Origin of the sequence: Ureibacillus sp. GCM10028918 (genome assembly GCF_042666115.1) — a bacterium.
Classification (GTDB): domain Bacteria; phylum Bacillota; class Bacilli; order Bacillales_A; family Planococcaceae; genus Ureibacillus.
The window spans coordinates 1-19,508 of record NZ_JBHTFK010000039.1 but is presented as its reverse complement, the minus strand read 5'-3'; the positions used below and the strand labels follow the sequence as shown (position 1 = coordinate 19,508).

At 36.4% G+C, this 19,508-nt stretch carries 20 protein-coding genes; 14 read left to right on the top strand and 6 right to left on the bottom strand.

The window, feature by feature from the left end; translation table 11 throughout:
• Window positions 1-45: 45 nt before the first annotated feature.
• On the bottom strand, window positions 46-705 hold the full coding sequence (locus ACFQU5_RS18225) for a GntR family transcriptional regulator (RefSeq protein WP_390291137.1): 660 nt from the start codon (window positions 703-705) through the stop codon (window positions 46-48).
• Window positions 706-861: 156 nt separating this feature from the next.
• On the opposite strand from ACFQU5_RS18225, the gene ACFQU5_RS18220 reads away from it, so the two are divergent.
• Genes ACFQU5_RS18220 through ACFQU5_RS18185 form a run of 8 tightly spaced genes read left to right on the top strand, consistent with a single transcriptional unit; the run spans window position 862 to window position 8,012 of the window.
• The gene (locus ACFQU5_RS18220; protein WP_390291134.1) at window positions 862-1,710 is read left to right on the top strand and encodes an HpcH/HpaI aldolase/citrate lyase family protein; all 849 of its coding nucleotides are present in this window, start codon (window positions 862-864) and stop codon (window positions 1,708-1,710) included.
• Between the two features lie 34 nt (window positions 1,711-1,744).
• A complete protein-coding gene (locus ACFQU5_RS18215) occupies window positions 1,745-2,590 on the top strand; it encodes a fumarate hydratase (RefSeq protein WP_390291131.1) in 846 nt (281 codons plus the stop codon).
• Window positions 2,591-2,602: 12 nt separating this feature from the next.
• Window positions 2,603-3,154, top strand: coding sequence for a Fe-S-containing hydro-lyase (locus ACFQU5_RS18210; RefSeq protein ID WP_390291128.1), 552 nt, complete (start codon window positions 2,603-2,605; stop codon window positions 3,152-3,154).
• A 54-nt stretch (window positions 3,155-3,208) separates the two neighbouring features.
• Window positions 3,209-3,685: a PaaI family thioesterase gene (locus ACFQU5_RS18205; RefSeq protein ID WP_390291369.1), complete on the top strand. Its 477-nt coding sequence runs from the start codon at window positions 3,209-3,211 to the stop codon at window positions 3,683-3,685.
• Window positions 3,686-3,703: 18 nt separating this feature from the next.
• A complete protein-coding gene (locus ACFQU5_RS18200; protein ID WP_390291125.1) occupies window positions 3,704-4,852 on the top strand; it encodes a CaiB/BaiF CoA transferase family protein in 1,149 nt (382 codons plus the stop codon).
• 20 nt (window positions 4,853-4,872) lie between these two features.
• Window positions 4,873-5,403 carry a MaoC family dehydratase gene (locus tag ACFQU5_RS18195; RefSeq protein WP_486395328.1) on the top strand — a complete coding sequence of 177 codons (531 nt, stop codon included), beginning with the start codon at window positions 4,873-4,875 and terminating at the stop codon, window positions 5,401-5,403.
• Window positions 5,404-5,447: 44 nt separating this feature from the next.
• A complete protein-coding gene (locus ACFQU5_RS18190; RefSeq protein WP_390291122.1) occupies window positions 5,448-6,623 on the top strand; it encodes an acyl-CoA dehydrogenase family protein in 1,176 nt (391 codons plus the stop codon).
• Window positions 6,624-6,644: 21 nt separating this feature from the next.
• Window positions 6,645-8,012 (top strand): MmgE/PrpD family protein, encoded by a 1,368-nt coding sequence (locus ACFQU5_RS18185; protein ID WP_390291119.1) that lies wholly within the window; start codon window positions 6,645-6,647, stop codon window positions 8,010-8,012.
• A 113-nt stretch (window positions 8,013-8,125) separates the two neighbouring features.
• Here ACFQU5_RS18185 and ACFQU5_RS18180 read toward each other — a convergent pair whose 3' ends face one another.
• Entirely contained in the window at window positions 8,126-9,307 is a 1,182-nt protein-coding gene (locus tag ACFQU5_RS18180) for a MalY/PatB family protein (RefSeq protein ID WP_390291116.1), read from the bottom strand.
• A gap of 74 nt (window positions 9,308-9,381) precedes the next feature.
• On the opposite strand from ACFQU5_RS18180, the gene ACFQU5_RS18175 reads away from it, so the two are divergent.
• Window positions 9,382-9,642, top strand: coding sequence for a DUF1871 family protein (locus ACFQU5_RS18175; RefSeq protein ID WP_390291113.1), 261 nt, complete (start codon window positions 9,382-9,384; stop codon window positions 9,640-9,642).
• Window positions 9,643-9,797: 155 nt separating this feature from the next.
• Here the strand turns inward: ACFQU5_RS18175 and ACFQU5_RS18170 are convergent, their stop codons facing one another.
• Window positions 9,798-10,010 carry a helix-turn-helix domain-containing protein gene (locus ACFQU5_RS18170; RefSeq protein WP_390291110.1) on the bottom strand — a complete coding sequence of 71 codons (213 nt, stop codon included), beginning with the start codon at window positions 10,008-10,010 and terminating at the stop codon, window positions 9,798-9,800.
• 236 nt (window positions 10,011-10,246) lie between these two features.
• On the opposite strand from ACFQU5_RS18170, the gene yugI reads away from it, so the two are divergent.
• On the top strand, window positions 10,247-10,618 hold the full coding sequence (yugI, locus tag ACFQU5_RS18165; RefSeq protein WP_390291106.1) for a S1 domain-containing post-transcriptional regulator GSP13: 372 nt from the start codon (window positions 10,247-10,249) through the stop codon (window positions 10,616-10,618).
• Between the two features lie 526 nt (window positions 10,619-11,144).
• Here the strand turns inward: yugI and ACFQU5_RS18160 are convergent.
• Window positions 11,145-11,765: an AAA-type ATPase lid domain-containing protein gene (locus tag ACFQU5_RS18160; protein WP_390291103.1), complete on the bottom strand. Its 621-nt coding sequence runs from the start codon at window positions 11,763-11,765 to the stop codon at window positions 11,145-11,147.
• Window positions 11,766-11,823: 58 nt separating this feature from the next.
• On the opposite strand from ACFQU5_RS18160, the gene pruA reads away from it, so the two are divergent.
• From pruA to ACFQU5_RS18145, 3 genes are all read left to right on the top strand, one after another.
• Window positions 11,824-13,371, top strand: coding sequence for an L-glutamate gamma-semialdehyde dehydrogenase (gene pruA / locus ACFQU5_RS18155; protein WP_390291101.1), 1,548 nt, complete (start codon window positions 11,824-11,826; stop codon window positions 13,369-13,371).
• A gap of 240 nt (window positions 13,372-13,611) precedes the next feature.
• Window positions 13,612-14,856, top strand: a complete 1,245-nt coding sequence (locus ACFQU5_RS18150) for a Glu/Leu/Phe/Val family dehydrogenase (protein ID WP_390291099.1) — start codon at window positions 13,612-13,614, stop codon at window positions 14,854-14,856.
• Window positions 14,857-14,984: 128 nt separating this feature from the next.
• Window positions 14,985-16,148 carry an iron-containing alcohol dehydrogenase gene (locus ACFQU5_RS18145; RefSeq protein WP_390291096.1) on the top strand — a complete coding sequence of 388 codons (1,164 nt, stop codon included), beginning with the start codon at window positions 14,985-14,987 and terminating at the stop codon, window positions 16,146-16,148.
• 227 nt (window positions 16,149-16,375) lie between these two features.
• Here the strand turns inward: ACFQU5_RS18145 and ACFQU5_RS18140 are convergent, their stop codons facing one another.
• Both ACFQU5_RS18140 and ACFQU5_RS18135 read right to left on the bottom strand, forming a co-directional pair.
• Entirely contained in the window at window positions 16,376-17,377 is a 1,002-nt protein-coding gene (locus tag ACFQU5_RS18140; protein ID WP_390291093.1) for a cation diffusion facilitator family transporter, read from the bottom strand.
• A gap of 13 nt (window positions 17,378-17,390) precedes the next feature.
• Window positions 17,391-18,116 (bottom strand): MgtC/SapB family protein, encoded by a 726-nt coding sequence (locus tag ACFQU5_RS18135; RefSeq protein ID WP_390291090.1) that lies wholly within the window; start codon window positions 18,114-18,116, stop codon window positions 17,391-17,393.
• A 106-nt stretch (window positions 18,117-18,222) separates the two neighbouring features.
• On the opposite strand from ACFQU5_RS18135, the gene ACFQU5_RS18130 reads away from it, so the two are divergent.
• The gene (locus tag ACFQU5_RS18130) at window positions 18,223-19,122 is read left to right on the top strand and encodes a DMT family transporter (protein WP_390291088.1); all 900 of its coding nucleotides are present in this window, start codon (window positions 18,223-18,225) and stop codon (window positions 19,120-19,122) included.
• Window positions 19,123-19,508 lie beyond the last annotated feature (386 nt).

Genomic DNA, 19,508 nt, shown 5'->3' with positions numbered 1-19,508 from the left:
TAGTAAAAGAGCAAGACTTGTTGGCTACAAACCTTGCTTTTTTTATTATTTATTATTTTTTATATTTTCTATGACTTGATTACCAGCGCGAATAATATGTTTTTCCATTATATCGCAAACTAATTGATGATTATTATTTTTAATCGCTTCAACCATATCTTTATGCTCTTGTTTTGACACTTCAATCTGGTCTGGAAGTAAGTGTGGCGTCTGTTGGGGGAATCCCGTCCATAAGTTCTTGATAAATGAATTTAATTTTTCCCACGGGCAATCTTTTATTAATAGATTGTGGAATAAAATATTTAACTCAATAAATTTACTTACTTCTTTTGAAAGGTTCATTTCATCATTTAAGTTTTCTAATTGTTGTATTGTATTTGAATTGATAAATTTTAAGCTTTCTTTTATAGCTAGGGGTTCAAACTTTGAACGAAGGAAGTAAAGTTCTTCAATTTCCTTCACTGAGAATTCTCTAACTATAGCTCCTTTATGGGGTTCTAAAGTGACATAACCTTCAGCCTCCAATTGCTTGATCGCTTCACGAATGGGCATGCGGCTTACTCCCAGGGATTTTGCCAATTCATCTTGAATTAAACGTTCACCGGGCAGGAATTCACCTTTAATAATCGCTTCTCGAAGTACGCGACAGATTTTTACTGGTATAGTTTCTAAATCCTGTGTATTTAACTTTATATTCATTGACATCTCTTCACTGCCTCCAAAAAAATAGTGGGATATTGGATAAAATGTTTAATTAAATTTCATTTTACCATCAAGTTTATAAAAAAAATATAAAAAACTATTGAATTGAATATTGGATACAATATATAATGTTTGGTAAATATAGGGGGTGTTTATACAATGCAATCTTATTTGTTTGTACCAGGGTCTAATGAACGCATTATTAAAAAAGCGCTTACATCTGATGCGGATATTGTTATTATTGATTTAGAAGATGCAGTTGCCGAGAAGGAAAAAGAAAATGCACGGCAATTATTATCTACTATGGGCAAAGAAGCTGATCTTCTGCAAAAATCAGTATGTGTACGAATCAATTCAATTGATACAGTACATTGGAGATATGATCTGGAAGCGGTGTGTAAATCTAATTTTAAAAATATTATGTTACCTAAATGTGAATCTGCAGAAGACATTAAACAATTAGTTCATTTTATTGAGCAAAATTCCATTAAAAATTATTTGATTATTCCATTAATTGAAAGCGCTAAAGGTGTTTTGAATGCCTATGAAATCGCTGCATCTCATGAATCTATTCAACGTTTAGCTTTTGGAGCTGTTGATTATTCATTGGATATTGGTGCAACACCTTCAAAAAAAGAAACGGAACTTTTATTTGCAAAATCAATGTTAATTAATTCTTCAGCTGCTGCTGGAATCGAAAGTCCAATCGATTGTCCTTATATTGATTTTAATAACGAAGAAGGATTTATTGAGTCAGTGAAAAATGCCAAAACTTTGGGTATGCAGGCAAAGCTATTAATTCATCCAAAGCAAATTGAATTATTGCATAAATTATATATGCCATCAGAAGAAGAAATTGAGCTGTCCAAGGCTATTGTTCAATCGTTTGAAGAAGCCTTATCAAATGGCAAGGCAGCGGTAGCCTATCATGGGAGAATGATTGATTACCCGGTCTATGAACAAGCTAAAAGAATCATTTCAAGACAAAGTACAATCGGGATAGAATAATTGGTTCATATTTAATGTTCAAAGGGGACTTGCAATGAGATTAATTCATTATCGAGACATTGTTAGTAAGGTTGCTGATATGTGTCAGGCCGCTAATTACGATTTGGGAGAAGATGTAATCAAGGCTTTCCAAAACGCACAGCAAACTGAGAAATCCGAAACAGGTAAGATGATCATCAATCAATTATTAGATAATGCAGCATTAGCCACAAAAACTCGAGTGCCAATGTGTCAGGATACTGGTGTTGCAGTATTTATAGTGGAATTGGGCCAAGATTGCCACATTGTTGATGGTAGTTTGATAGATGCCATTAATGAAGGCGTAGCAGAAGGGTATCAAACAGGTTTTCTAAGAAGTTCAATTATAAATCATCCCTTAACAAGACAAAAAACGGAACAGTATAATGCCCCTTCAGTTGTCCATATCGAAGTAGTTCCTGGAGACCAGTTAGTTTTGCATATGAGTGCAAAAGGTGGTGGGGCTGAAAATATGAGTACACTCAAAATGTTAAAGCCATCCGATGGAGTAGATGGCGTGAAGCAATTCATTCTTGACACTGTTAAAGTAGCCGGTCCCAATGCTTGTCCTCCCCTCGTTGTAGGTATTGGAATAGGCGGGAATTTTGAACGTTGTGCCTATTTAGCGAAAAAGTCTCTTTTTAGACCTCTGGGTGTTCGAAGTCAATTGCCAGACATTGCACAGTTAGAGGAAGAACTTATGCAAGAGATTAATAGGTTGGGAATCGGACCACAAGGAATGGGCGGTTCTACAACAGCCTTAGATGTAAAGATTGAGATTGAACCGTGTCATATTGCAGCATTGCCTGTAGCCGTAAACTTAAATTGTCATGCTAGTAGACATAAAGAAGCAGTTCTATAGGGGGGACTACGATTGCCAATTCATATCACTTCACCACTTAATGAAGCAACGATAGAAAATTTAAAAGCTGGAGATGCCGTTTTATTAAGTGGAACAATTTATACTGCTCGAGATGCAGCACATAAAAGAATGTATGAAGCCTGTCTAGCGGGAGAAGCATTACCTTTTGAATTAACTGATCAGGTAATTTATTACGTAGGTCCGACACCAGCAAAAGACAATCAAGTCATTGGCTCGGCTGGGCCAACAACAAGTGAAAGAATGGATAAATATACGCCATCCTTACTTGACTTAGGATTGAAGGGAATGATTGGTAAGGGATATCGAAACGAAGAAGTAAAGAAGTCCATTATAAATAATAAAGCCGTGTACTTTGCAGCCATTGGGGGATCGGCTGCACTAATTGCCCAATGCATCAAATGCGTTGAGGTTATTGCATATGAAGATTTAGGAACTGAAGCAATTCGTAAATTAGAAGTAGAAAATATGCCTTTAATCGTCATTAATGACGCAAATGGCCAAGACTACTATGAATTAGGTGTTGCCGCATTCAGGGAAGCATAGCAGCTGAAGAAACTAATGTTTAGTTAAAAAGAATTTAGATAAGTCAAAAAGGTGATGTTTATTCGAAAATTAAATGAAAGTATCATAGATGAAATTACCGAAACCTTTAATGATTTAGACTATGCAAATCTAGAAAGTTGGTTGGCAGCATATAAAAATATCAAAAAGAGACCATTTCATTTATTAGGGCACTTTCTACAGATTAGTTGGCTGAACGAGAATAGCGCAAAAATGTTTTTAGGAACAAACAATAGTAATCGTTATGGAAATGCCCATGGAGGGGCGCTCTACACACTTGCAGATTTAGTAATTGCAGAAGATATCATGCATCGGTTAGAGGAAAAACGGGATGTCTATACCCTTGAACTGAAAATGAACTATATTCGCAAAGCTAAAGGACCTTTTGTTATCGGAAAATCTGAGATTTTACACCTAGGCAATCGGACAGCAGTGGCGGAATGCTCGATTTATAACGAAGAAGATGAATTAGTGGCAAAAGCTTTTGGAACATTTTTTATCGATTCTAAATAAGAGGTTGGAGGGATGCGAATGTTACCTTTGGAAGGTATTACAGTTGTAAGTTTGGAACAAGCAGTCGCGGCACCGTTTGCAAGTAGGCAATTAGCAGATTTAGGTGCGAGAGTGATAAAAGTAGAGAGACCCGAAGTTGGTGATTTTGCAAGAAATTATGACACGACGGTTCATGGACAATCAAGTCATTTTGTTTGGATTAATCGATCAAAAGAATCGGTCGAAGTAGATTTGAAATCAGAACAAGGGAAAGAGATTTTAAAAAAGTTATTACAAAAAGCTGATGTTTTCATTCAAAATTTAGCACCCGGGGCTATTGAACGACTGGGATTCAATCCTGAAGAGTTAACTAGGGAGTTTCCTCAACTAATTATTTGTAGTATTTCAGGTTATGGAGATAGTGGACCTTATCGAGACAAGAAGGCTTATGATCTACTAATTCAATGCGAAGCAGGCCTGGTGTCAATTACGGGAACAGAAGATAATCCTTCAAAAGCAGGTATATCCATTGCAGATATTAGCGCGGGAATGTATGCATATAGTGGAATTTTGACAGCATTGATCCAACGTCAAAATACGGGTAAAGGATCCATTTTAAATATCTCTATGCTAGAAGCGCTGGGAGAATGGATGGGCTATCCTATGTATTATGCAGCATATGGTGGTGAAGAACCGCCTCGTACAGGTGCGAGCCATGCAACGATTTATCCTTATGGTCCTTTCATGTGTGGAGACGGGAAATCAGTCTTCTTAGGAATTCAGAATGAAAGAGAATGGAATAGATTTTGCAATGAGGTCTTAGAGAGTCCTTCTTTGGCTGGCAACGAAAAATATAATAGTAACTTTAAACGCAACCAGCACAAAGAAGAGTTGAAAAGCTTAATAGAAAATGAATTTAACAACATCACTTCGGAAATCTTAACTTCACGTTTAGACAAAGCACAAATTGCGAATGCCCGGCTAAATGATATGCGGTCATTCTTCAATCATCCACAATTAAATTCCCGTGATCGATGGAGAGATATAGAAACACCTAATGGCCAGATCAGAGCATTACTGCCTCCAGCAACAATTGCTGGCGTAGAGCCTGTGATGGGAAGTGTACCACGAGTAGGAGAACATACAGAAAAGATTTTAGAAGAATTAAATATTACTATTAAACAATAAATTACAAGGGGTGTATTAATATGAATAATAGTATGCAAATTAAACCAGGTTGGAAAGGTCGTTTTTATGAGGATTTTGAAATAGGTGACATCTATCCGCATCCACTTGGTAGAACAGTCACACAAGTTGATAATATTTGGTTTACATTATTAACACAAAATACAAACCCGATTCATTTTGATGAATTTTACTCAGCTCAAACGGAATTCGGTAAACCATTAGTTGATTCAACGTTTACGGTTGCATTGGTAACTGGACAATCAGTAACAGACATTTCGCAAAACGTGATGGCGAATCTTGGCTGGGATGAAATTCGATTACCGAATCCAGTATTTGAAGGGGACACAATCTATTCATACAGTGAGCTATTAGAAAAGCGTGAATCAAATTCCCGACCGAATGTTGGAATTATCAAGGTTAAAACTTATGGCTATAATCAAGAAGGGAAAATTGTAATTGAGTTCCTAAGAACGATGATGGTGTATAAACGTGAACATGCGCCTGATGCAACAAACGAACTTTTAAAGAAAGTATTAGATTCTAAAAAATAAAATTGGATACAATATCAAATGTATAAAGTTGGAGGATGCTAAATATGGTCACTAAAATTAAAGTGAATTCTGAAACTTTACGTAAAGAAGTTAGAGAGTTATGTGCTACATTCCCTAATGATTACTGGAAACAGCTTGATATAGAACGTGAATATCCATACGAGTTTGTAGATGCTCTAACAAAAGCTGGCTATTTATCTGTACTTATTCCCGAAGAGTATGGTGGAAAAGGCTATGGCATTACACAAGCAAGTATAATTTTGGAAGAGATACATCGTTCAGGTGGTCACGCGGCAGCTTGCCATGCACAAATGTATACGATGGGAGCGTTATTAAAACACGGTTCTGAGGAACAAAAACGAAGATATCTACCAGGGATTGCTGCCGGTGAAATTCGTTTCCAAGCTTTTTCAGTGACAGAGTCACAAGCAGGATCGAATACATCTGCCATTGAAACATATGCCGAGAAAACGAAAGATGGCTATATCATTAATGGTCATAAAAACTGGACTAGTCGCGTCTTACAAACAGATTTACTAATGTTATTGGCACGTACGACACCAATTGACCAAGTAGGTGAAAAAAAATCGCAAGGATTAAGCTTGTTTTTAATTGACTTACGTGAAATCCGCGAGAAACAACCTGGTGCATTCAAGTCAGAAAAGGTACGTGCAATGTTTAACTATGCAACCAATCAAGTATGGTATGAAAATATGAAAGTTCCTTTTGAAAGCCTAATAGGAGAAGAAGGAAAAGGTTTCAAATATGTATTGGATGGAATGAATGCCGAGCGTATTTTACTATCAGCCGAAGCCATTGGAGATGCTTACTTCTTTATAGATCAAGCAGTGCGTTATGCAAATGAGCGAGTAGTATTTAACCGTCCAATCGGCCAAAATCAAGGTGTTCAATTCCCAATCGCTCATGCCTATGCTTCTGCAAAAGCAGCAGATGCATTACGTTATGAAGCAGCCCGTAAATTTGATGCTAATGAGAAATGTGGAGAAGAAGCAAATATGGCTAAACTACTTACATCAGAGGCAAGCTGGGAAGCAGCAAACGTTTGTTTAAATACGTTTGGTGGCTATGGATTTCTAGATGAATACCATATTGAGCGTAAATTCCGCGAAACTCGTATGTATCAAGTAGCACCTGTAAACAACAATATGATTCTTGCTTTCTTAGGTCAAAATGTTCTGGGCATGCCAAAATCTTATTAATCTGAGTGGGAGTGTGAATGAATGGAGCTTAGTAGAATAATTGCAGATTTTGTAGTAAGGACGAAATATGAAGATTTGCCTGATGAAGTAGTCGAGTTTACGAAACACTGTATTTTAGATTATTTCGCTTCCGCGATTGCAGGTTCGAATGAAGCACCTATTCAAATGCTGAGAGAATTAATCGATGAACTAGGTGGCCACGAACAAGCAACCCTTATAACCGGCGGTAAGACTTCCGTAGCACAAGCGGCATTTTTTAATGGTGCTACTAGCCATATTGTGGAGTTGGATGATATTCATAAAGCCTCTATTATTCATGCGGCTACTGTGGTAATCCCGGCTGCACTCGCCCTTGCTGAGTGGAAAAATAGAAGCGGTAAAGACTTGATTTTGGCGATAGTTCTCGGATATGAGGTATGTTATCGAATTGGTGAGGCTGTAACTTCTTCACATTATTATTATTGGCATAATACAGCCACTTGTGGAACTTTTGGGGCGACAGTTGCTGCTTCCAAATTATTGAATCTTTCGGCAAATCAAATTGTCCATGCATTAGGTAGTGCAGGAACACAAGCAGCCGGTTTATGGGAGTTTATTGAAGATGGCGCTATGTCTAAGCAATTACACCCCGGTAAAGCTGCAATGAATGGCGTTTATAGTGCCTTATTAGCTGAAAAAGGGTTTACGGGGGCTTCGAAAATCTTGGAAGGCCGTAGAGGTTTCTTTGAAGCAATGAGTGAGGCATACGATTTAAATAAAGTGACAGAAGGTTTAGGTGCTGGATTTAAAATAATGGAGAATTCATTCAAGGTCCATGCGTCTTGTAGACATACCCACCACGTTATGGATATAGCAATTGACCTTATGGAAAATGAGCCATTAAATATTCAAGACATAGAAAAAATAAAAGTGGAAACGTATAAGGTAGCACTTGATATCACGGATAACATGGACCCACAGTCTATCTATGCAGCTAAATTTAGTATTCAATTTTGTACAGCTCTAGCACTTGTAAAAAAATCTGGCGGCTTGGATGATTTTAATGAGGAAACTCTTAATAATCCTGAAATTAGAAATTTAATGAATAAAATTGAAGTCATAGTCGAGCCAACTATTAATCAGTCATATCCTCATCAATGGGGAGCGAAACTTGAGATTGATCTGATAGGTGGCAATCGAATTACGAAAGTAACAAGTTTTCCTAAAGGAGATCCCGAAAATCCACTGACAAAGCAAGAATATGTAAAGAAATTTATAAAACTCACCGAAAAAATAGGTGTTTTTGATGACTTAACAGAATCAATTAATTCATTAGAAACAGTATCAACCATCAAGATTCTAGTTGAAAGTTATACTGCTAAAAAAAACTTAGTTATTCATAAACGCTAGATATTGTAATTTGAAAAAACAGCTACCAAAAATTGATGTTTTGGTAGCTGTTAATATATGTGTACACATAACTTGTCTTTAATGTTACAAAGTATCCAAATTCTTTTTATTTATCATAATAAAGCTTTTTTAAATCGTTCAACGCCATCTTTCACTGTTTCCAGAGGACATGCAACATTCATACGTAAGAACCCTCTACCTGCTTCGCTGTATTTTGTACCAGGGTCGATTGAAAGTCTCCCTTTCTCTAATAGACGATGCATTATCTCGCTCTCAGAAAATCCAGTTTCTCGATAGTCAATCCATATTAGGTAGGTAGACTGCGGTTTTGATACTTTGATTCCTTCAAGTTGATTTAACTCTTCAACAACGTAATCCATATTGCTAGATACATATGCAATCATTGAATCAACCCAGTCATCGCCCTTTTCATAGGCAGCTTGAATACCGGCAGCAGCTAGAACGTTTAAATCATCACGACCATGGGCTTGCTTATCTTCGTTTAATTTTTCACGGAGCTCTTGATCTGGCACTACCATAATAGCTGCATGAATACCAGCAATATTAAATGTTTTAGTGGGAGCGATACAAGTAATGATTTTCGCTTTGTCCGCATCCTTAACTGTTAAAGTAGGGATGTGTTTATAACCATCAAAAACAATGTCAGCATGTATTTCATCTGAAACTAATAGTACATCATATTCGATACATAGTTTAACTAATTGTTCCAGGTCTTCTCTTGTCCAAACAATCCCGCCAGGATTATGTGGACTACAAAGAACATAAATCTTCACGCCTGATTTGAACTGATCCTCAAGAGCAGTAAAATCAAATTTCAGTGTGTTATCAGTAAGTACTAACTCACATTCCACAACTTCGCGTTTTTGGGCATTTGGTATATGGAAAAATGCAGGATATACTGGTGTCGAAATGCAAATTTTATCGCCAGGTTGTGTAAATGTTTCGAGAATTGTTCCTAAAGCCGGTACAACACCTTGATGGAACATTAATGTATCTGGATCAATGTGCCAATCATGGCGACGTTCATACCAACCAACAATTGCATCTTTACATTCAGCACTTACATATGAATAACCAAAGATAGGATGATCAAGACGTTCTTTAATAGCGTCTGAGACAACTTGTGGTATAGCAAAATCCATATCGGCAACCCACATAGGAAGAATATCTGAAGCATCTTCAACATTATATTGCATTTTTAGACGGTCCTTGAATTGGTCCCATTTTAAACTGCTTGTATTTTTACGATCAAAAAGCTCATCAAAATTAAACAAACGTATCCCTCATTTCTTTTTTTAATTCTGTATTATATAATAGCATACATAATCGTAAAAATAGGGTGAAAACTTTGGACAATATCTTAATGAACAAAGCGGCAATTAAACTTTTAGAAGAATGGGATCCATTTAATATCGGTGAAGAAAGCTACGACACTGAAACAGCTGACGTAGTGGCCGCGCTTCAGGGAATAGATGATCCTAGTAATCTTGCAAAGGTTATTCAGCAGGTTTACGAGCATTCATTTGAACAATGGATACCTTTTGAAAAATGTGTTGAAATTTCATATAAATTAATTGCAATTAAATTTGAAGCAAAGTGTATCGTGTAAGAAAGGTGAAGCTTCAAATAGTACGCAAGACGAAATAAGGATTTCCTTCTAATGTATGATTTGACCTACTGTAGATAGCTTATCTACAGTATGCGGGCACATCACTTAAAGGAAATCCTTTTTGATTTTGTTTAGAATTCTATTCATCATTTTACTTATGCTTGAATACCATCCATTAAATTAGAAGCAGGTACCTCTAATGCAGTGGAAAGCTTTAATACTGTTTGCACAGAAGGTATTAGTTCACCTTTTTCGTATTGCGCTAATTTTTCAACGCCAACTTGCACCTTCTTCGATAATTCTTCAAGGGACCAATTTCTCTCTTCTCTTAAAAATTTTAATTGTTCATGGAATTTCTGTTGCAACATAAACACGCCCTTTCTTATTACTAGTTCTACACATTATATTTTATTATATAACTTCTGCTAATAATTTGTCAGAAATATGAATTTTTTAATCGGAAAGCCCTTTTTTGTTAAGATGATTTTTCGAATAGTTTTGAAATTAATTTCTTATTCATTAAGGTGAATCTTTGTTCACGAACTGGACATATGTTATAATTTAACATGACATTTACGTAGATAAGGAAAGTAGGAACCGTTTTATGACAAAAAAATACGAAGTAGGTGAAGTTGTAACCGGTAAGGTAACTGGCATACAGCCTTATGGGGCGTTTGTTGCATTAGATGAAGAATCGCAAGGTCTAGTTCATATTTCTGAAATTACGTATGGATATGTAAAGGATGTTGCTGATTTCTTGAAAGTGGGCGAAGAGATTCAGGTTAAAATTTTAGATATCGATGAGAAATCGGATAAAATTAGCTTATCTACTCGTGCGTTGCAAGATGCACCGCCACTAAAGAAAAAAGACCAGCCAAGAAAAACCTTACAAGATCGTGTTGATGAAAGTGATGCAGATGGTTTTAAATCATTAAAAGACAAACTACAACATTGGATTGAACAGTCGGGACATTAAAAAAACAGAGGGCAGGCGAGTACTGCTCTCTGTTCAGACTGTTGAAAAACGCTTTCATACTGCGTTGGCTGGTTAGCTCGCCCCCTCACGAACATATTGTTCTATTCGGGTCTTCGCAATCCTGCCCGCCTATTGTGGCAAGCGTTTTCAAGAAAGTGGGGTATCCTTTACTTTTAAAGAATTACCTTAAAATACGAGTAGCCAAAGTCGATTACCGGCTTTGGCTACATTCAGTACAGAGGGCAGGTGTTGCTCTCTGTTTTTTTGTATTCATAGATACCATCTTATTTTTTGAATTTTCGAAGTCGATACTGTAGATTTGTCTGCTCATACCTAGTGCATTAGCTGTTTTCGTAATATTTCCTCGTATTTATTAAGTACGTTTTGTAAATAATACTTCCCGGCTTCTTGTAAGTAATCAACTAATCGTAACAGTTCTTTGCTTGATTGTAGGATGAAAAAATCGGGTTTACGAGTTATCTCATCCAGCTGCTGCACTTTAAAACGGAAATGTAGCGGAAGCATTTCAGTAAGTAACAATTTTTTCGTTCGTGATCATAGAGGCAATTTCATCTAATAATAATTCCAATTCCTTTAAGTTTCCTGTCCAGTTATATTGCAGGAATAACGCAATTACATCCTCTGACAATCCATCAATAATTGATGCAAACCTTTCACGATGCCGGCTAAAGTAATCATTCACAAAAGGCATTATATCCTCCTTGCGTGCTATTAATGGAGGTATATAAATAGTCATTGATGCAAAATAATAATATAAATCCTTTAGTAGTTGTCCATTACTTATTAAATCAATTGGATCATCTCCAATACTTCCGACAAACATATGCCTCTCTAAAGAAAGCTTATTTAAAATTTGGAGTAGTTGCTGCTGCATAGGGATAGATAAGAATTCAACTCTTTCAAAAAAGAATGTGTACGTTTTGTTAGTTTTTAAAAGGTTATCGAATTTTTCTAATATGGATTGGTTTGTTCTTCGGCTAAGTAACGTAACAAATTGTTCATTAGCAGGTTTTAGTCCATGATGAATACTTTCTGTAATTAAATTTTTCCCGGTTCCGGATTCACCAATCAATAAAACAGGTACCCTAGCATGGGATTGTGAAAGGAGTGCAAATATTTTTTGCACTTATGTATTTCTAGCAAATCACGCACTATAAGTATAATTATTTTAAGGAGGATTATTTATGATTCCGTACAAAAGTGAGCCACTAACTGATTTCTCGGTTGAAGAAAATCGTCAAGCTTATTTAGAAGCTTTAAAAAAGGTTGAAAGTGAACTTGGTAAAGAGTATCCATTAATTATTGGTGGAGAACGCGTTACAACTGAACAAAAAATCGTTTCTTATAACCCTTCAAATACAATTGAAGTAGTTGGTTCGGTTTCGAAAGCAAATCAAGAATTAGCTGAAAAGGCGATGCAAATTGCTGATTCAACATTTATTACATGGAAGAAAGTTAATCCTGTTATGCGTGCAGAAGTTCTATTCAAAGCAGCTGCAATTGTACGTCGCCGTAAGTTTGAACTTTCTGCATGGTTAACAAAAGAGGCTGGTAAAAACTGGGTGCAAGCTGATGTAGATATCGCTGAAGGAATCGACTTCTTAGAATTCTATGGTCGTCAAATGCTTGAGCTTGCACAGGGTAAACCTTTAGCTCAAAATCAAAATCAAATTAATAAATATTCATACATTCCACTAGGTGTGGGCGTTGTAATTTCTCCTTGGAATTTCCCATTTGCAATCATGCTGGGAACTACGGTAGCTGCAGTTGTTACAGGTAACACAGTATTATTGAAACCTGCTTCTACAACTCCAGTAATTGCTTATAAATTCATGGAAATCATGGAAGAAGCGGGTCTTCCAGCTGGTGTAATTAACTATATTCCTGGTTCAGGTGCTGAAGTTGGAGACTACTTAGTTGATCATCCACGTACTCGTTTCATCAGTTTCACAGGTTCTCGTGATGTAGGATTACGCATTAACCAACGTGCCTCTGTATTAAATGAAGGACAAATTTGGATTAAACGTGTAATTGCTGAAATGGGGGGTAAAGATACAATAGTAGTTGATGACAATGCCGATCTTGAATTAGCTGCCCAATCCATCGTAACAAGTGCATTTGGTTTCAGTGGTCAAAAATGTTCTGCGTGTTCACGTGCAGTTGTCGTGGGTGACGAAGCTTACCAAACTGTATTGAATCGTGTTGTTGAGTTAACTAACGAATTAGTGATTGGTGATCCAACAAACGAAGAAACATACATCGGTCCAGTGAATGATGCTGGAGCCTTTAAGAAAATTACGGAGTACATTGAGATTGGTAAAGGTGAAGGTCGCTTGGTTGCAGGCGGTACTGCTGATGATTCAAAAGGTTACTTCATCAGCCCGACAATTTTTGCAGACGTTGATCCACAAGCGCGCATCATGCAAGAAGAAATCTTCGGACCAGTTCTTGCGTTCGCGAAAGCAAAAGATTTCGACGAAGCAATCGATATTGCAAACAATACTGTATACGGCTTAACAGGAGCGGTATTATCGACAAACCGTTTCCACCTAGAAAAAGCTCGTGAAGAATTCCATGTAGGAAACTTATACTTTAACCGTGGATGTACTGCTGCAACGGTGGGTTACCAACCATTCGGTGGATTCAATATGTCAGGTACAGATTCAAAAGCCGGGGGTCCAGACTACCTAACGCTTCATATGCAAGCAAAATCAGTATCTGAAGCTCTATAATTTTAGTAAAAATAAAAGCAGGCGACTATTGGCGTCTGCTTTTTTTACAAAGCCCATAGTTTTAAACTAGATGCAGCATATTTTTATAGAAAATGCTAATAATTTAATATTATTTTTCGGTTTATCTAATTAAAAAGATTCAATCTTAAATGTGGCAATATTATTAACCAATTGAGTTTTAAAGTATGTTACAATGTTTGCGAATAAACAATTATTACTATTTCTAAAGAGGCGAAAATAATGGCTGAAAATTTAAATCTTTTTACATCGACCCAAGATGTAATAAAAGACGCGTTGAATAAACTTGGTTATGATGAAGCGATGTATGAATTGTTAAAAGAACCACTTCGGATGCTGCATGTTCGCATTCCGGTAAAAATGGATGATGGTACAACAAAAGTATTTACTGCCTATCGTGCCCAACATAATGATGCAGTAGGGCCAACTAAAGGTGGAGTTCGTTTCCATCCGATGGTAAGTGAAGATGAAGTTAAAGCGCTTTCAATGTGGATGACATTAAAATGTGGAATTGTTGATTTACCTTATGGCGGCGGTAAAGGCGGTATCATTTGTGATCCTCGTCAAATGTCAATGGGTGAGCTTGAACGTTTAAGTCGTGGCTATGTTCGTGCTATTTCACAAATCGTTGGACCAACAAAGGATATTCCAGCACCGGATGTATTTACAAATGCTCAAATTATGGCATGGATGATGGATGAATACAGCCGTATGGATGAATTCAATTCACCAGGTTTCATCACTGGTAAACCTATCGTGCTTGGTGGTTCTCAAGGTAGAGATCGTGCTACAGCAGAGGGTGTAACGATAGTTATTCAAGAGGCTGCTAAAAAGCGTAATATTGATATCAAGGGTGCTCGTGTTGTCATTCAAGGCTTTGGTAACGCAGGTAGCTTCCTAGCGAAATTTATGAGTGATCTTGGAGCAAAAGTTATTGGTATTTCCGATGCTTATGGGGCATTAACAGATCCAAACGGTTTAGATATTGATTATTTACTTGATCGTCGCGACAGCTTCGGTACAGTCACAACTCTTTTTGAAAATACAATTACAAACCAAGAATTACTAGAACTTGATTGTGATATTTTAGTTCCGGCTGCAATTGAAAACCAAATTACTGCAGAAAATGCTTATGATATTAAAGCGAGCATCGTAGTAGAAGCAGCAAATGGACCTACAACAGCTGAAGCAACTAAAATATTAACAGATCGCGGTATCTTACTAGTGCCTGATGTATTGGCATCAGCTGGTGGGGTAACAGTTTCTTACTTCGAATGGGTACAAAACAACCAAGGCTATTATTGGACTGCAGAAGAAGTACGCGAGAAATTATATAGAAAAATGGTAGATGCATTTGAAAATGTATATACTACTTCAACTACAAGAAACATTAACATGCGTTTAGCGGCTTACATGGTTGGTGTTCGACGTACTGCTGAAGCATCTCGCTTCCGCGGGTGGGTATAAACATTTAGATTAGTGCTTATCGACACAAATGCAGATAAAAGGAATTATATTTTCCTATCTGCTAAAATGGCTATGTAAAGATATTCTTTGCATAGCTTTTTCATTTTTTAAAAAAGGGGAGTCATCTTTTGAATAATTTTACGTTTTACAACCCGGTTCGTTTGCACTTTGGAAAAGGCCAAATAGAACAATTAAAGCAGGAGTTACCTCAATATGGACGGAATATCTTAATTGTCTATGGCGGAGGCAGTATTAAACAAAGTGGTCTTTATGAAGAGGCAATGTCAATTTTAAAAGAATTAAATATGAATGTTTATGAAATTAGTGGGGTTGAGCCAAACCCAAGAGTAGAAACAGCTCGTAAAGGAATAGCAATTTGTAAAGAAGAAGGCATTGATTTTGTATTAGCTATTGGAGGAGGTTCCGTTATAGACTGTTCCAAACTAATAGCAGCTGGTGCGAAAGTGGATGAAGATGCTTGGAACATTGTTATTAAGAAGACAAGTGTATTAGATGCACTGCCTTTGGGAACGATTCTAACCTTAGCAGCAACAGGTTCTGAAATGAACTCGGGTTCTGTTATTTCCAATGAAGAAACGCAAGAAAAATACGGTTGGGGACATCCTTTAGTATTTCCTAAATTCTCTATACTTGATCCAACCTATACATTTACTGTTCCAAAAAACCATACTGTATATGGAATGGTTGATATCATGTCTCACGTATTTGAGCAATACTTCCATGACGCTACGAATACACCAATTACGGACGAGATGTGTGAGGGAGTACTGCGAACGGTCATCAACACAGCTTCGAAGCTGCTCAATGATTTAGAAAATTACGAGCTTCGTGAAACCATTTTATTGGCGGGTACTGTTGGTTTAAATGGATTCCTTTCAATTGGTTCGCGTGGAGATTGGGCGACACATAATATCGAACATTCCGTTTCAGCTGTTTATGATATTCCACATGGCGGAGGATTAGCAATCATCTTCCCAAATTGGATGAAACATAACCTATCAGTTAATCCTGAACGATTTGCCGGTTTAGCAACTCGCGTGTTTAATGTAAACCCAGAAGGAAAAACAGTCGAGGAAGTTGCATTAGAAGGAATCGAACGCTTAAGAGAGTTCTGGACTTCAATTGGAGCTCCAAGTCGATTAGCTGATTATAACATTGATAATTCGCAGTTAGATGTTCTGGTTGAAAAATCAATGATCAATGGACCTTTTGGAAGATTTAAATCATTGCAAGCAGAAGATGTACGAACAATTTTAGAAATGTCCCTATAAAATAAGGAATAAGGAAGAGATTGGGACAAAACAAAAAATATCAAATTTCTCATTTGAGAAATTTGATATTTTTTTCACTAAATTGATTTCTGTTGCAGGGATGCTTTTAGGGGTGTACGGCTCGAGCCCTGTAGTCTCTCTCGAGCTTTTCCCCCAAGGGTCGTCCCTCCACTCCAATCAATTCATATGGGTTAAATTACTTAATATAAATTCTACCTCTTTTATGTTTATGGTTTATTTACTTCATCATTAAGAATCTTATTATCTTTCAGATGATGTTTCCACTCGGTCTTACCATCCTCTTCATCAAAGGAAAGTGTTACCTTGGTTACATTCTTTTGACTCATAATTAGTTCAATCAAATGATCGCGAACATCATCTAAATAGGCAAGTGATTGATTTGGATCTGTTTCAGCGACCAGTTCAACGTGTAAAAATTCGCCTTCTTTTACTACTTCTAAGCTTCTTATATCTGTAACATGCGGATCCTCCATTACCAGGTTCCCAATATGAACGTGCATCTCTTCATCTGTTTCACCAATAGCTCCCCGAGCGTTATCGAGAAAGACTCTTCCGACAACATAGAACATCATAATACCGATAATCATTGATACTAATCCTTCAAGTGCATTAAATCCTGTGAAATAGGCAATGACAATTGCAAGGAATGCAAGCAGATTACCGCCTGTTGCAACTAAATCCTCCATCCAAACAAGTTTTGTTGCTGGTTTGGCACGATTTAAATAGGCAATTGACTGTGGAATTGCCATAATCCCTGCTTTTTCTTTACCAGCCTCGTGAAGTACTTCTTTTGCAGCCTTATGCAATACAAACGCTTCTAGAATAAATCCGACTAGTAGCACTCCTAGTGCAATTAGTATACCTTCAGATTCTTCGGCGGGGTGTCTAAAATGATGCCAACCCTCTTTTATCGTTTCGTAAGAAAGAATGGCAACAATCAATACTGCTCCTAAACAAACCAAGTTTACTACCCGACCAAAGCCGTTTGGAAATCTTTTAGTTGGTGCCTTTTTAGAAAGTGCTGAACCAATAAACACGAAAAATTGGTTTGCTGCATCGCCAAGAGAGTGCATCATTTCGGCAAACATTGCGACATTTCCTGTAAAAAAATAAGCTGCTCCTTTAATAATACCTAAAAATAAGTTCACTAGTGCTGCTATTAGAGATGGTTTATTTCCACCTTTTAATAATTTGAAAAATTCGCCCATTAAATTTCCTCCATTAGCCTAAGCTTTCAAGCTCGATTTTTTGTACATAGGATAGTGTGTGCAAAGTACGATAAATTGATATAGTATCTGACTTAAATAATGCTGAAAATCGTATATCGACTTCAAATAACGATTCATCTGCCGCTACCTGAACATCTCGAATACGAATATTTTCGATTTCCATATCATTTTCCTTCATAAAAGCTAGTAAATTGTGTATGTTTTCTTCATCCTTTAAAAGTGCTTTCAGTACGAGCTCTTTCATGCGTATTTTTTTAGGACCAATTTTTAATAGGAACGGAGCGATTAACTCAATTCCAACTACAACAATTACAACCGATACAAAAGCCTCTATATAAAACCCTGCACCAACAGCTATCCCAATTCCAGCTGCTCCCCAAATCATCGCAGCTGTAGTTAGTCCTGTTATACTATCATTTCCCTTACGCAAAATTACACCAGCACCTAAAAAACCTATACCGCTGACAATTTGCGCAGCTAAACGAAGCGGATCCATTGTAATATTAATATCCTCACGTGGAGGTGTACTATACGCAGCTTCAACAGAAATAATAGTTAACAAGCAACTAAACGTGGCGATGACTAAACTGGTTTTCAATCCAACTGGTTTCTTTTTTAATTCCCTTTCAATACCTATTATTAAACTTAATGTAGCTGCAATAATTAATTTAATAATAATTTCATAAGAAAGACTTTCGTTTAAAATAATGATATCCAATATTTCCTCTCCTTTTATTGTTGATAAAATTGGTTATAAATGAAAGAATATGAAGTGGTCTCCTGTTTTATTAATATAATAAAAAGAAAGATTTGAGGTTTAAAAAATGTTGAAACCAAAAATACATCCTTACATTCCTATCATAATAGGTGTTATTTCCATTTCTTTATCTGCAATTCTTGTTAAGTTAGCAAAAGCAGATTCCGGGGTCATTGCATTTTATCGATTATTATTTTCCGTATTAATCATGAGTCCTTTATTCTTTTATAAATACATACACGAACTAAAAGAATTAACAAAAAGGGATTGGATTTTTTCGTCTATAGCAGGAGTATTCTTAGCTTTTCATTTTATATTGTGGTTCGAGTCTTTAAATTACACATCTGTTGCAAGTTCTACAGTACTAGTTACCCTACAACCGCTATTTGCATTCATCGGAACATATTTTTTCTTTAAGGAAAAGCTTTCAGCAAAGACAATCCTTTCAGGTATCATTGCAATAGCTGGAAGTTTTTTAATAAGCTGGGGAGATTTTAAAGTGAGTGGTAGTGCCCTTTATGGTGATTTACTTGCTTTAATTGCATGTGGCTTAATTACGGGATATTTACTGTTCGGGCAAGATGTCCGAAAACGCATATCTTTAATTACCTATACAATGGTAGTTTATTCGAGCAGTACCATTTGTTTATTTTTCTATGTACTATTAAAAGGGGAATCATTTGGACCATACTCTTCAATGACTTGGATCTGGTTCTTATTACTAGCAATCATTCCAAACTTATTAGGACATACCTTATTTAATTGGGCTGTAAAGTGGGTAAGTACAAATGTTATTTCAGTAGCTGTATTGTTTGAACCAATTGGAGCAGCGATATTAGCTTATCTTGTTTTTAGCGAGAAACTTATCACGACTCAGATTATTGGCGGACTAATTGTAATGGTAGGTATTTTGCTATTTGTTATTGATATAAAAATTATTAAGAAGTTTTTTTGGAAAAATACTTGATTAGTAAAATTAATTGTAGTATATTATTACTTGTCCTTAACGACAACGTTTTTTGAAAGAAAAGTATTTCGAAATATTGATTGACTAAGAGTTAGGGATAAGTTATAATATGAAAAGTCGTTGTTAAAACGCGAAAAAATACTTGACATAAAATAACGTTTGAGTTATTATATAAAAGTTGCTGTAAAACAACAGACAAATGAACCTTGAAAACTGAACAACAAAACGTTAATGAAACTAGTTTCTTCTATTAATTTAGAGAAACAAAATTTTGGACATCGAAATTGATGCCAGCAGATGTTTTTCGGACATTAGTATTAATGTCTGACAAAAATTTGAGCTTTATCAAATTTTCTCTTTTATGGAGAGTTTGATCCTGGCTCAGG